The sequence below is a fragment of the Rhizobium sp. CCGE531 genome, assembly GCF_003627795.1.
Lineage (GTDB): Bacteria > Pseudomonadota > Alphaproteobacteria > Rhizobiales > Rhizobiaceae > Rhizobium.
Map to the genome: position 1 here is coordinate 144,632 of NZ_CP032686.1, position 13,178 is coordinate 157,809.

Annotated in this window: 11 protein-coding genes; 7 read left to right on the top strand and 4 right to left on the bottom strand. The window is 56.4% G+C overall.

All coding sequences use genetic code 11. From position 1 onward, the window contains the following. Positions 1-123 precede the first annotated feature (123 nt). Both CCGE531_RS26960 and CCGE531_RS26965 read right to left on the bottom strand, forming a co-directional pair. Positions 124-1,410 (bottom strand): DUF3422 domain-containing protein, encoded by a 1,287-nt coding sequence (locus CCGE531_RS26960; protein ID WP_120670549.1) that lies wholly within the window; start codon positions 1,408-1,410, stop codon positions 124-126. Positions 1,411-1,545: 135 nt separating this feature from the next. Continuing rightward, a complete protein-coding gene (locus CCGE531_RS26965) occupies positions 1,546-2,694 on the bottom strand; it encodes an adenylate/guanylate cyclase domain-containing protein (protein WP_245459455.1) in 1,149 nt (382 codons plus the stop codon). A 367-nt stretch (positions 2,695-3,061) separates the two neighbouring features. Here CCGE531_RS26965 and CCGE531_RS26975 point away from each other — a divergent pair, with 367 nt between their 5' ends. Beyond that, entirely contained in the window at positions 3,062-3,343 is a 282-nt protein-coding gene (locus tag CCGE531_RS26975; RefSeq protein ID WP_120670552.1) for a type II toxin-antitoxin system ParD family antitoxin, read from the top strand. An 823-nt stretch (positions 3,344-4,166) separates the two neighbouring features. Then, the gene (locus CCGE531_RS26985; RefSeq protein WP_120669667.1) at positions 4,167-4,661 is read left to right on the top strand and encodes a histidine kinase; all 495 of its coding nucleotides are present in this window, start codon (positions 4,167-4,169) and stop codon (positions 4,659-4,661) included. 319 nt (positions 4,662-4,980) lie between these two features. On the opposite strand, the gene CCGE531_RS26995 is transcribed toward CCGE531_RS26985, so the two are convergent. Next, positions 4,981-5,601: a diguanylate cyclase gene (locus CCGE531_RS26995; RefSeq protein WP_245459462.1), complete on the bottom strand. Its 621-nt coding sequence runs from the start codon at positions 5,599-5,601 to the stop codon at positions 4,981-4,983. A gap of 370 nt (positions 5,602-5,971) precedes the next feature. Here CCGE531_RS26995 and CCGE531_RS34455 point away from each other — a divergent pair, with 370 nt between their 5' ends. The 5 genes from CCGE531_RS34455 to CCGE531_RS27015 all read left to right on the top strand — a co-directional run bounded on the left by CCGE531_RS34455 (position 5,972) and on the right by CCGE531_RS27015 (position 12,156). Then, complete coding sequence (locus tag CCGE531_RS34455; RefSeq protein ID WP_162944042.1) at positions 5,972-6,127, top strand: hypothetical protein; 156 nt, start codon at positions 5,972-5,974, stop codon at positions 6,125-6,127. A 467-nt stretch (positions 6,128-6,594) separates the two neighbouring features. Next, the gene (locus CCGE531_RS27000) at positions 6,595-8,010 is read left to right on the top strand and encodes a TolC family outer membrane protein (protein ID WP_120669673.1); all 1,416 of its coding nucleotides are present in this window, start codon (positions 6,595-6,597) and stop codon (positions 8,008-8,010) included. A gap of 29 nt (positions 8,011-8,039) precedes the next feature. Beyond that, complete coding sequence (locus CCGE531_RS27005) at positions 8,040-10,193, top strand: type I secretion system permease/ATPase (protein WP_120669675.1); 2,154 nt, start codon at positions 8,040-8,042, stop codon at positions 10,191-10,193. Then, positions 10,190-11,494, top strand: coding sequence for an HlyD family type I secretion periplasmic adaptor subunit (locus CCGE531_RS27010; RefSeq protein WP_120669677.1), 1,305 nt, complete (start codon positions 10,190-10,192; stop codon positions 11,492-11,494). The genes CCGE531_RS27005 and CCGE531_RS27010 overlap by 4 nt, the downstream gene beginning before the upstream one ends. Positions 11,495-11,502: 8 nt before the next feature. Beyond that, positions 11,503-12,156: a ribbon-helix-helix domain-containing protein gene (locus CCGE531_RS27015; protein WP_120669679.1), complete on the top strand. Its 654-nt coding sequence runs from the start codon at positions 11,503-11,505 to the stop codon at positions 12,154-12,156. A gap of 60 nt (positions 12,157-12,216) precedes the next feature. On the opposite strand, the gene CCGE531_RS27020 is transcribed toward CCGE531_RS27015, so the two are convergent. Then, positions 12,217-13,167, bottom strand: coding sequence for a transglutaminase-like cysteine peptidase (locus CCGE531_RS27020; protein ID WP_120669681.1), 951 nt, complete (start codon positions 13,165-13,167; stop codon positions 12,217-12,219). Between the last annotated feature and the right edge of the window lie 11 nt (positions 13,168-13,178).

Below are 13,178 nucleotides of genomic sequence, written 5' to 3' on the forward strand. Positions count from 1 at the left end.
GATGAAGACGGGGATGCGCGGAGCCTAACGCTCGTCTTGAAGTAGTTCATTATCCGACTGTCGGAAGATCTCACGCTGCCCTCGTCAACAAGACCTGCATCCGGCAAATTTTCGATGGCTGTGTCAGGTCTCGGCTTTGAGAGCGTGCTTGACGCGTAGAATGCTGATGACGACGGTTCCCACAACCACCGGAATGGCGACAAGCATCACTAGGGGATTCAAGTGGAACCCTGCATGATCTGCAGTCTCGAAAATAAACTTCAGCAAACTCAGCAGGTAATAGCTGATTGCAATAATCGAAAATCCTTCTACTGCACGTTGGATCTTGACTTGCGTGGCAGCCCGCTCGGCCATTGCCTGGATCTGCGTCGCGTTCTGGAACTCGATCTCCACTTGAATCCGCGTTTGCAGCAGGTCGAGCAGGTGCATCGTAGCTCTCGATAATTGATCCAGCCTCAACGCTGTTGCCTCGCAGGTGCGAACCGCGGGCTTAAATCGCCGCTCTACGAAGGTGCCGAAGCGCTGGAAGCCAATAACATGAGTCTCCCGCAACAAAGCAACGCGCTCTTCGACAATCTTCGCGTAAGCAGCGGTTGCTCCGAACCTGTTTCTGGTCTCCGCACTCGCTGAAATGATGTGCGATGAGAGGATGGTGATCTCCTCAAGCAGCTGCTTGTGTGCATTTGCAGGTGTGATCAAGTTTCGGTTCGTCAGTTGGACGAGTTCCGCATCATAACCACCCAGAAGCGGCGCTAGGCGCCGCGCCTCCGGCAATCCGAGGAGCGCCATCGACCTGTAGGTTTCGATCTCAAAGATGCGGCGTACCATTCGCCCCAGGCGATGTGCGTTCAGGTCCTTGTTGAACAAGATGATCCTGCTTGAGTTATCATCCCGAACGCGAAAATCGGAACAAACTTGCGCCGAGCCACCGCCGATCGATGATGCGGCGCAATCGCCAAAGCCAAAGGCTTTCAGAATCGGTCCTAGCTCATTAGGAGGGCTCCCAAGGACGAGGATGCTGACGTGGCAAACAAGCAGGGGAGAAATCAATCCCGCGAGCTGCGCGAAATCACCTTCCACGAGGTCAGGTTCTGGCCAACGCTCCGGCTCGGACTCTAGCTTCCGAACCCGTGTTACCGTCACGAACTCAGTATGCCGCTCAACCCTTACGGAAACGCCGCCGTCGACTTCGAGGGTATCGTGGAACTCCTTGATCGCTCCATCTAAGGGCATGAACGCCAAGTGCTCGACGATCGCCGGACCGTTGAAATAAATCGACGGTCGAGCGTGAAGCTCGGAGTTGAAGTCTGCTGACTTTTGCAAAATTGCGGCTGAGCTGAAGACGGGTGGTTTGGAGGCAGAGACAGTCGCCGAAACTGTACGAGCGTCTTCCGCACCCTCGGATGCCACGTCGATTTTCCCCATACCCACGATCCCCCTTGTCGTAGACCTATATGAACTGAATGCTGACAAGTTGAAAGTCCCGCTGAGGTGTGACCAATTCACCGTGCAAACGCGACAGAAAGGGGCACGTCGAGGCGATAGTCAACAGTCTGGGTCACGTGATAGACCGTAAACTGCGGCAGGCTGGCTCACACCCTTCAACGTGAAAAATCCGAGCCGTTCAAATCCGTTTTGGACGTGCGAAGCGAATAGTTCGGAGGCCAACAGGTTGCGTTCGACCGTATCGCACAACTTCTCCATCCTGGCCGCCTCGTTGACAGCTCTGCCGATTGCCGTGAAATCAAGTCTGCGGGCAGCTCCGACGTTTCCATAGAATACGTCTCCGATATGCAGAACTATATCGACGAGGAGCTCGGGTTTCTCGGAAACCAATCGTGCCCGGTTGATCGTTGCATTCGCCTCGATTGCCATCTTCGCGGCGGACAAGGCCCTTTCACACGCGTTAGCCGGCTCTTCAATATCAGTTGGGAAGATAGCAAGCAGGCTGTCACCCATAAATTTGAGGATCTCGCCGCCGAACTGCTCAACCGGCCCCCCGATTGCGTCGAAATGCTCGTTCAGCCAACCGACGATACGCTCTGGCGGAAAACGTTCGTTGAGCGCCGTGAAGCTCTTGATGTCGGCAAGCAGGATGGCAGCATGGATGGCTTCACCATTGCCGCGCCGCGTCTGGCCGCTGAGGATGCGGCCGCTTGTGCGGGCTCCGGTATAAACGGCGAGCATGTCGGTCGCGACACGCATTGCCGCGATGCGGTAGCAGGCGAGGGCGAGGGCAGGTAGAAATTCATCCAGGGCGGCAATCTGGCTGTCGGAGAACCCCTCCGGGCTATCGACAGCCAATGAGAAGCCGATACCAGCCAGCGCGGTTCCCCCGGGAAACCGGGCAAGTTTCACCAGGTAGTCGGTTGCCCCAAGATCGGTTAGTTCGCTTAGCAGCGGAAACCCGGTTGCGTCACCGTCGGGCGGCAGCCTCCAGCGCCCAACCTCGATGTCTCGTGAAAGAAGATATGAAATAGGCGAGCGGCGAAACATCGCGTCACCCGCTTCGCCGTGCTCTTGTATTTCGAGCGAGATGCTCGATGACCGCGACCAGGAAACTGAAGAGCCTTTCTGAAGCGGATCAATGGACGGCATGGCTATCGATGCCCTAACGAGTGGATAGCCGAGCCTGGTCAGCCGTTCTGAAACTCCGGTCAGGATTTCTTCGATGCTGTCGCTGATCAGGCCCATAGCTATGATCCAGTCGACCAACTCCCGCGTCTGCGTCACTTCATAAATCCCTTTGAGCGGCAAGATTTGAGAAGATTGTCGACCGAGTTTGGTGCTTCGGTCCAAATCACTGACAGGCAGCCTAGCATGGAAACTGGCGAAAGTAGCTTTGTGTGCTGGAGCAACGGTCAAGCCGAAGGGCAGTCCAACCGCCTCAAGATGTTGAAGCGAGCAATGTACGGCTGCGCCGGCCCAGAACTGATGAGGGCGAGAATGCTGTCGCTGAATCCCAGAAATTGAAGATGAGCCTGATTAAATGCAAAACGACACTTTGCTAAGGAACTGGTTCGGTGGCAAGCTTTCCTACCGAAAGGTCGAGAGGACAGCTATGTCGAATGTCTCAAAGGTCAGCATCGCAGTAACGCCTCAGCAAGCTGAGCTCCTCCGCGATGCGGTCGAAAGCGGCGCCAATGCCAGCAGCAGCGAAATTGTCCGCGAAGCTGTGCGTGATTGGTCTGCAAAATGGGCCACCCGGAAGAACGACATCGAGCATCTGCGTGAATTGTGGGCTAAAGGCAAGGCTAGTGGTGCACCGAAGGCTATTGATTTCGAGGCGACCCAAGAAAAAGCCCGCCAGAAATTGAACGCCGCTCGCAACCATGGTGGTTAGGCTTGTTTGGTCGCCTCAAGCCGAGGACGACGACGTCATCAGTATTTATGTCGAGATCGGTCTTCACCAACCACAGGCAGCTGAACGCTATTGAGCAGTTTAGACAGGGGATCGCAGCGGGAACCGTGGCGCTTCTGCTGTTTTGGTTCAATGAGCAGATTGGCGGTCGGTACCAAGATGCGAAAGAGCTTTCCCTGCCATTCGATTCCCTTCAAGAGCTCAAACAACGCATGATCCGGCTCGCTCCTGATTGGCGTCCTCCATGTGTGTCTCCCTGATTTTCAAGGTTTTCTCGTAAGGCGCCGAGATTGAAGAGTTGAAAGCAACGATTATCGCCTGCTTCCGATTTCGAGCCGGCAATCGGGGAATTTTTCTGACGCCAACCGCAAAGAGACGAGTAGGCGCAACCGCGAAGGTTACGGCAAGGATTTCCTTGATTGCGTCTGCGCGCCGCTGGCTGAGGTTGAGAGTGTGCTGGTCGCTTCGGCCGACGTTGACTCGGCCAGGCGGGGAGGATCTACGAAGTTCTTTGCTATTTCCCACCAGCTGTGGGCCATCGCGAAACGGGATTTGGAGTAAATTTAGTGTGGAATTTAACATCTATGACCTAACTATCCTTGCGCAACTATCGATTACGAAGATACGTCATACGACTAAAGATTGATATCTGAATGAGCTCGCCAGTAACAACAGCATATTTCGGTCGGATTTGTTCCCTTTAATCTTGCTCCTTTGTTCGCCAAGTGGTCACGATCTTAATATGTTGAATTTAAAAGTCTCATGGCCGTCCTGTATATCGGCTTTAAGCTCTAAGGATTCTACCATGAAGAAAATCATCGCATTGGCCTTGCTTGCATTAACGTCTCCTCTCACGGCGCACGCTGCTACCTTGACATTTCCTGGTGACAAGCCCGTCGCAAGTATCACCATTCCAGATAGCTGGAAGCCGGAGGAAACCGACGGCGGCATCCAGGGAACCTCGGACGATTCTGCGGTCTATCTTTCAGCCGAGGTCGCCAGCGGCAAATCCATGGAGAAAGTTGTCACCGGTGCGATCGATTTTCTCGCAAAGAACAAAGTAACGATCGACCCCTCTACTCAAAAAGAGACGCCCACTACCGACGTCAACGGTATGCAGATGGCCACCCTGGAGTGGGATGGTAAGGATGAAGACGGCCCCGTCAGTGTCGGCTTGCTCATCGTGCAGGTGAGCGCTGACAACGCTCTCGTGGTGACGTACTGGGGAGACAAGGGGGAAGAAGACAAGCACGATGCTGAAGTCAAGGCAATCGTCGCCTCGATCAAGCCGGTTGAGTGACTTAATCTGTGGCAGCGGTGAACTTGTCGCCGCTGCCCGTGGGTTGTTGAGCTCCGCCCTGATTTGACCTTCTTTCCGCCCGGCGGCGACCCGGCCGGGTGGAGGCAGGCCTATGAGATGCCTCGCAATTTTGAACCAACTGCGGGTCATCGCGACAACGCCGTGTTCGAGCATCAATTCTTCGACTTCGCGCAGGCTGACTTTGAAAGGGAAATAGCGCCAGATCGCGCGGATCTCGATCGGCTTTGACGCGGCATCAAAGACGGGTCTCGCTGTTTGGGCCTATGCCGCTGCTGCCGCAGTAGTGGGGTTGCCAGCCTCATGCGGCCGGCAGCACGCTGATCGGGATGTCGTCGCTGTCGTCGCCGCGCTCGAAGGCCATTTGGTCGGCGAGCTGGCGGAGTTGGTTGAAGTCGGCCGGGCCGTCGAAGGAGATGCCGCCGAGGCGGATGGCGAGGGAAAGCGGCGCGCCGTCGGCGCTGAAGGTGGCCGCGGCGACGCCTGCGCGGATGCGGGTGCCGATGTCGCAGGCGTTCTCGATCGTGGCGCCAGGCAGGAAGATGCCGAGTTCGTTGGTCGCAAGCCGCGCCACGAGATCGCCGCGACGAACCGAAGACTGGATGATCGAGGCAAGCGATTGCATCACCGTGTCGGCCCATTGCAGCCCGTAGCGGCGGCCGATGTCGTCGAGCGTATCGACGATGACGGCGATGATGATGCCGCCGGTATCGGTGTCGGCATGCTTGCGCCGGTCGATAAAGTGCTCGACCGCCGCGGCAAAGGCCGTACCGTTCAGCGTCTTCGTCACGCTGTCGTAGCGCGCCGCCTGGGTGACGTTTTCCTGCATCTTGCGGACGACGGCGTTGTTGAGCTGCAGGGTAAAAAGCAGCGGAAACGCCACAAATGCGGAAATAAGTGCTGCACCGACAAATCCGACCAAAAATGGTCGATCCGGCATCAATAAGTTTAATATAAGTAAAAGACCAACGGAACCGACCACGGCGCATAGCGCGCCGAGTGTGGCCCTCCGCAGGGCTTTGAAAATGGTGGCGGAGGGATGTCGCCGTTGTAGAATCATATCGGAGTTATCCCCGTTCTTAATGCTTCGTCAGCTAAACAGAGGCCCGAAAAAACCGGCTTAAGAAATCCGGTAAAATTTGTTGTTTTGCACAGTTGTCTTCACCAATTAACTGTCCGAACGAATATCAGGAACGGTTATTTGCGCTTGGTGTCCAGTCTGCGAGAGAACCCCAGCGCTTCATCTCGATCCATGGCCTCTGGCGTGTTTCATCTTCAGCGTGTCAATCGGCATGGGTCATGATGCCGATAAGCACAATAAGCAATTGTTTTCGCTGCAGCGTCTCGGTCGTTATTTGATGCTTACTTACATCCTGGCGGCGGAAGTACCTGTCAGGATCATTATGGGCGACGACGGGCAGGCGATATCGAACATGCCTGAAACGTGAACTAATTTGCCGCCTTTGGCAATCAAATATTGAAAATGTCTAAAATACACGCGGCGTGTCACATCCCGCCATTTGGCTGATCGCGGTTCAATGACATCCATGCTTGGGTGCACTCGCGCGCCGATGAGTATTTTCTAATATTGCCGAACTTTCCGAGTGTTTTAAATCGCCTTCCTGCGCGTTTTGGTGGATAAAGTTATGTATATTCTCTGTATGGTTGATGGTTGGAATTGTTGCGATCATGCGACAGCGACATAGACTCTGTGAATGGTCCAAAAATAGTCAATAGATTTCCACCACGAAAGCTTGCCCTTTCCGACATTAACTGTTTCAGGAGATTAAATCGGAATCTATTTTACAAATAGACGTGATGTCGTCTACGTTCGTAGGTGAATAAGATTTATAAAATGTATCTATAAAGTATAAGTGGGCGAAGGGGCGTAGTTTTGGCTTATAAGATGCGATTGATGGCGGCAATCGGAATTTCGATGGCCATAAGTTCTTTATCAAGTGGTTCTGCTGGTGCTTTGACATTGCAGCAGGCGATTGAAAAGACAATGAAAACCAACCCACAGATCATGCAGGCGGCGCAGGATCGGGAAGCAACCGAGTTCCAATTGCGCCAGGCAAGGGGGCTTTACTTACCATCAGTCGACCTCGAGTCTGGTTACGGTCGCCGTAGATTGTCGGATGTAACATCCGGAGCCTTGTCGCGTACCCATGATTACCTAAATCCCGCAGATGTAAGCCTGACGATTACGCAGACGTTATTCGATGGGGGCGACCGCAAGGCGCAGAAGGACAAGCAGGCGGCCCGTGTCGACGGTGCATCCTTCCGCGTTCAACAGCGCTCGGAGGCTTTAGCGCTGGAAGTGTCCCAGAATTATCTCGAGTATCAACTGCAGATGGAGATCGTAGCGGCTGCTGAAAAGAACGTCGCCTTCCACAAGCAGATGGTCGGCAACATCGAGGATAGCATCAAGGGCGGCGCTCTCACGGATGCCGATCGTCTTCAGGGTCGTGAACGCCTGCAGGCGGCGAATGCCCGCCTTCAGGAAGCAAAGAAGGAGCTCGACGCGACGAAGATCCGCTTTCTCCAGGTTGTCGGCGAGCCGATCAGCAATGCAAATCGTCCGGCCTCCGTGGCGCGTTACTTGCCGAAGACGCTCGATGACGCTGTCTTCATCGCTCAAAAGAACAATCCGCAGATCTCGTCGGCCAAGGCTGACGTCAATGCCGCTGACGCGGACGTCCGCGGTTCCAAGTCTGCATTCCTGCCGCGGCTGGACCTCGTCGGCAGCGCCCGCATTGGCGATGATGTCGACGGCAACAAGGGTAACACCAGCGACGTTCAGGTCGGTGTAGTCGCCAAGTGGAACCTTTATCACGGCGGTATCGATACCGCCCATCAGCAGGAACTGGTTCGTCGCGCAGCCGAACAGCGTTTTGCGCTAAGCCAGAGCTATCGCGAGGTTGACGAGTCTGTCCGTTCCGCTTGGAGCGAGCGTACCAACCAGGCTCAGCTAGCGCATATCTTGGATGGGCAAGCCAAAACAAATGCGCAGCTCGTATCGTCCTATCGCGAGCAATTCAAGGTGGGCCAGCGCTCGCTGCTTGATCTGTTGGATGCCCAGAACACTCGCTTCAACACCGAGGTTTTGGCCAAGACGGCAGAGGTCGCCTCGCTCTTTGCCGAATACAAGATTCTGGCAGCATCGGGCAGCTTGTTGTCGACGATGAAGCTGAAACCGGTCGATCAGGCGACACCTTATGCCCGTGATCAGTTCGCTGTGTCGTCGAATACCGCTGATCCTGGCTATACCAAATACGACTCGCACCAGAAGCCCGGCCTGCCGATCGATCTGCTCGAGCCGATTCGTTAATCGTTACGATCCGAATTGGATAGTGGTTCATGTTGAACGTAGCACCTGACGTGTTTGCGAGCGTATCGCTGCGGACTTTCAAGTCGGCATTTAAATCGGTCGCTGCGTTTTACGGTCGCCCGAACTCGGATACCGTGCTGTTTTCGGGCGTTCCAGACGAAATTTTGGAGGCTATGGACCTCGACGATGTCGAGCGGCTGTCGGAACGTATTGGTCTGCAGGTCCTGAAGCATAAGGAACGAGACTGCCGACTGGGTAATTTCGACTGTCCCGCCATTGTCACCTTCGCCGGTGGCGGCGTGCTACCGCTGCTTGAGACGGCCGAAAACGGCTCCTACGTCACCGATATCGCGCCGATCGCCGGAGCGTCGAACCTCTTGGCGCGAGAGGAGCTTGCCGCGCTCAATCCGCAATCTGCCTTTGCCTTCACCCTCTATTACCAGAATGCTTCGGAAGAGGCACGCATCGGCCATGCGGTGGAGATTGAGAAGCGTCACTGGCTTGCGACGGCGCTGGTGCCCTACTGGCGAACCTATGCCCGCGTCATGCTGGCGGCGCTCTTTATCAACATCATCGCGCTGGCCTCGCCGCTCTTCACCATGAATGTGTACGATCGGGTTCTGCCAAACAAGGCGTTCCCAACACTTTGGGTGCTGACCGCCGGCATTTCGCTGGCCTATCTCTTTGATTTTCTTTTGAAGACGGCCCGCGCATTGCTGATCGACTATGCCGGTCGCAAGGCGGATCTGCGGCTGTCACAGCTGATCTTCGACAAGATCCTGAATTCGACGCTGGCGTCTCGCCCGTTGTCGACCGGAGAATATGCCAATCGCGTGACACAATATGAATTTGTGCGCGAGTTCTTCACCTCGAACACGATCGGCGTGCTGATCGACAGTCTTTTCGTCGTGATCTTCCTGGTCGTCATCTATCTGATCGCGGGTTGGCTCGTGATCATTCCGGCCGTCGCCTTCGTTCTGTCAGTGACAATCGGGCTCGTTGCGCAGGCCCAGATTGGCAAGCGCATGGCAACGGCCACGAACGAGGCATCGCGCCGCCAATCGATGCTCGTCGAGACGATTTCGACGATCGAGACATTGAAAAGCCTGCGCGCCGAGGCAACCATGCTGCGCCGCTGGCAGGAGCTGACGAAATATTCGAGCCGCACCAGCGAGGATATCAAGCACATCTCGTCGAACGCCATCAACATGACGGTGTTTCTCCAGCAGATGGTCAGCGTACTCATCGTCGTCGCGGGCACGTATGAATTTGCCGATGGAAAAATCGCCATGGGTGCGATCGTCGCCACTGTCATGCTGGCGAGCCGCGCGGGCGCGCCCTTCGGGCAGATCGCCATGACGCTTGCGCGGTTCCGCCAGGCCACCATGTCGCTGCGCATTCTCGACAAGATCATGGAACAGCCTGATGACCGGCCGTCGACCGTCGGCTTCGTCAATCGGCAGATCACTAGCAGCGGATTCAGCTTCCAGGACGTTTCCTTCCAGTATCCTGGCTCCGACCAGGCGGTCATCAACCAGCTATCCTTCACGGTTGCACCTGGCGAAAAGATCGGGATCATCGGCCGCATTGGCTCGGGCAAAACGACACTCGGCCGGCTTCTCGACGGGCTCTTCCAGCCGGCCAGCGGCCGCGTGCTGATTGATGGCGTCGATATACGCCAGTATCACATGGCGGAGGTGCGCGCTGCCGTGGCTGTCGCCGGCCAGTCGTCGGACCTGTTCTCCGGCACCGTGAAGGAAAATCTGCTGCTCGGCCGTGCTGATGCCAGCGACGAGGAACTATTGGCCGTTTCGCGCATGACCGGCGTAGAAGAATTCGTTGCCCTTCACCCACGCGGTTTCGACATGCCGGTCGGCGAGCGCGGCGCGAACCTCTCGAGCGGCCAAAAACAGGCGTTGACCATAGCTCGCCTGCTCCTGACCCGTCCGAAGATCGTTTTCCTGGATGAGCCGTCGGGGGCGATGGATTTGGCAAGCGAGCGCCATCTGATCAGCAGGCTGAGCCATGCATTCGGCCCGCAAACGACGCTGCTGGTCGCAACCCATCGCCACAGCATGCTGGAGCTCGTCGACCGGCTGATCGTCATCGATAAGGGCCGCATCATCGCCGATGGACCAAAGAATGCTGTCATCGAGGCGATGCAGCGCAAGGCGGTGCAATGATGGGTGCATCTCGCCACGACATCCACGACAATCCTCCATTCTTCGCCCGGCTGATCCTTGGCCTTTGTGCCCTGATGATCGTTGCTTTCATCGCCTGGGCGGCCTTTGCCGATATCGACGAGATCGCACGCGGTGAAGGGAAGGTGATACCGGTATCGAAGACGCAGATCGTGCAATCGTCCGAACCAGGTATCGTCCAGCAGATCAATGTCAATCTCGGGCAAGTCGTCCACAAGGGCGATATTCTGGTCCAGCTCGACAACACAACGACGGCGTCTACGCTCGGCGAATCGGTTGCCAAGGCTCGCGCGCTCGGTGCCAAGGCTGAGCGCCTGGCCCTGGAGGAGGCAGGTGCCTTCGACGCACAGTTCGTCTGTCCGGCTGATATTCTTGCCACCGCAAAAAACGTCTGCGACAACGAGGAAAAGCTCTTCGAGGCGGATCGCGCTTCTTATAACAATAAGCTCGATGTTCTCGATCAGCGCCTGAAGCAGCATCAGAACGAGCTGGACGAAGCCCACGCCAACATAGACCGCCTGACGCAAAACATCGCCGGCGCCCAGAAGCAATACGATCTGCTGAAGCCGCTTGGTGAGAAAAAACTCGTTGCTCAAACGGAGGTTCTCAAAGTCCAGCGAGAGCTTGTCGACCTGCAAGGGCAGCTTAAAGTCTACGTCGAAAGCCTCGATCGCCTGCAAGCGGCCGTCAAGGAGGCGACATTACAGGTTGCCGACCTTGGATTGCAGCTGCGCCAGCAGGCCCTGACCGACAAGGGACAGGCACTGTCGGAACTTTCGGTCGTCGACGAGACGATCCGCGGGGCATCCGATCGGGTCAAGCATACGGATATCCGGTCACCGGTGGACGGCATCGTCAATACGCTGGAGGTCAATACGATCGGCGCCTATGTCGACGCCGGCAAGGTCATCGCTGGTGTCGTCCCGACAGCGGACACTCTGCTGATCGAGGCGAAGATCTCACCCCGCGACGTTGCTTTCGTGCGCGTCGACCAGCCGGCGGTCATTAAGATTTCGGCCTATGATTTCTCTATCTTCGGTGCTTTGGACGGCAAGGTCGTCAATGTGTCCGCCGATAGCCTTGTCGAAAAGGACAAGAACGAAACCTATTACCTCGTGCGCATCAAGACCGACAAATCGGCGCTGGAGCGAGACGGCAAGCACTATCCGATCATCCCCGGCATGGTGGCTTCCGCCGAGATAGTGACAGGCCGCAAGGCGATTCTCGCCTATCTGATGAAGCCGATCAACAAGGCGCGCTCCGAAGCGCTCACGGAACGGTGAGGGTCGTTATGCGCAAAGGAGCCGGGAAGGACGAAGCTGCGATGATGGTCCGGGACGAAGCCTTGCCATCGGTCGATGGTGATGAGTTGGAGCCACGTTTCCGAGCCGTAACCGGCGGCGGCGAGCGTCGTGGCATTCGTCTGGAGCGTATCTATTGGGATGGTCTCGGACGAATGTCGGAGGCCGGCGGCATCAGCATCGGTGACCTGGTATCCACCACGGCAGCCGAAATGCCGGAAACGGGTAACCTGACTTCTTTGTTGCGCGTCCTCAGCTTCAAATGGGCGCTCAGTCGTCTCGATGCCGTTGAGGATGTCGCATCGCTGACCAATCTTAACGCCGTTCTTCAGGCGTCGCCAACGCCGGCGGTGGTGTTGACGCAGGAGCGCGGGATCAAGCTGTTCAACGATGCCTTCCTGAAGATGCTGCGCCACCGTCTGCCGTTGATCGATGATGTCCAGCAAACGGCGCGCACCTTACGCCTGTCGATCGATACTCAGATCGAAGAGGTGCTCTCCATCCTGTCGATTAATCGCGGCAAGACGCTGAACACCGGATTCAAGATCGGCCTCGGCTCGCAATCGCTGACGGGCCACATCAATCTGGCGTTGGCGCCGACGCACGAGGCACCGATGCTGGTCGGCTATCTTTCCGTTAATTGAGATGCCATCTTCTTCGTTGCGAGCTGTGCTCGCCTCGATATGCTTTGAAGACGGGTCCTGTTAATGGACCTCGCCTTCGCCGGGAACCACCTTGGCGAGCGGCACTGCGGCGGCCACTGCTTGTGCATGAGGATCGCGCGAGCCGTGCAAATAGCCGCGACCTGCAACGATCGAATAGAGTGGCAGATATTCCCCAATGCGTTTGTCGGACAAGACCTCGTCACGCATGTTGTCGAGGATAAGATTGTTGCCGTTGACGGAGACTGACAGGACGGCGTGGTAAAAATGTCGCTGCTGGTCGAAGAGAACGACCAGGGTCATATGGTCGAGATCGACACCGGCTTTATAGAGTGCCGCCATCTTCAAGATTGCGTAGTCCTCACAGTCGCCCTGCTGATGCGATAGCGCTTCGCTCGGTTTCGCCCAGTGATCCGCCACATGATAGGTGTCCATGTCGCTGGCGTAGCGGATGGCATGGTTGACCGTGTAATTGATAGTATTGATCTTGTCGCGGATCGAGGCGCCGGCAATCTTTGTTTCAGCGGCCGCGATGACGGTTTCGGCTGCATTGCATCCACGTGCTCCGCAATCGAGCGATTTGCCCGACCGGATTTCGGCGAGCGGGCCGGCGTAATTGTTAAGCGCGGCAAGATGTTTGAACGGAATGGCGACAGTTCCGAATACAGAGTCGCCCAAGGGAGCGCTGCTCGGCTTTGTGGGGCGTACCGGCTCCGATGCAGTCAAGTCATTATGCGGAAGGCCGCCCGGTGCAACAGCGAGGCTCTGGTTCAATGTAGCCAGGTCGACGCCGCTGATTGCCTTTGCGGCGTTTCCGATGGCGGGCGCAAAGAGATCGATGGCGGTCTCGACCAGTGGGTCCTGAAACAGCGTGACAACAGGGCGGACGGTATCGCCTGTCGCCGCCATACCAATGGTCGGTGACGATAGACCGAAGGCAAAGGAAGCGGCAGCAAGTGCTGAAAGTATAGTTTTTTTGTTCTTGTATGCCATCGGCGCTCAAT

Excerpts from the sequence above, each read along its gene's own strand:
- CCGE531_RS26965 (WP_245459455.1), bottom strand. The coding sequence starts at position 2,694 with ATGGGCCTGATCAGCGACAGCATCGAAGAAATCCTGACCGGAGTTTCA.
- CCGE531_RS26975 (WP_120670552.1), top strand. The coding sequence starts at position 3,062 with ATGTCGAATGTCTCAAAGGTCAGCATCGCAGTAACGCCTCAGCAAGCT.
- CCGE531_RS26985 (WP_120669667.1), top strand. The coding sequence starts at position 4,167 with ATGAAGAAAATCATCGCATTGGCCTTGCTTGCATTAACGTCTCCTCTC.
- CCGE531_RS34455 (WP_162944042.1), top strand. The coding sequence starts at position 5,972 with ATGGGTCATGATGCCGATAAGCACAATAAGCAATTGTTTTCGCTGCAG.
- CCGE531_RS27000 (WP_120669673.1), top strand. The coding sequence starts at position 6,595 with ATGGCGGCAATCGGAATTTCGATGGCCATAAGTTCTTTATCAAGTGGT.
- CCGE531_RS27005 (WP_120669675.1), top strand. The coding sequence starts at position 8,040 with ATGTTGAACGTAGCACCTGACGTGTTTGCGAGCGTATCGCTGCGGACT.
- CCGE531_RS27010 (WP_120669677.1), top strand. The coding sequence starts at position 10,190 with ATGATGGGTGCATCTCGCCACGACATCCACGACAATCCTCCATTCTTC.
- CCGE531_RS27015 (WP_120669679.1), top strand. The coding sequence starts at position 11,503 with ATGCGCAAAGGAGCCGGGAAGGACGAAGCTGCGATGATGGTCCGGGAC.
- CCGE531_RS27020 (WP_120669681.1), bottom strand. The coding sequence starts at position 13,167 with ATGGCATACAAGAACAAAAAAACTATACTTTCAGCACTTGCTGCCGCT.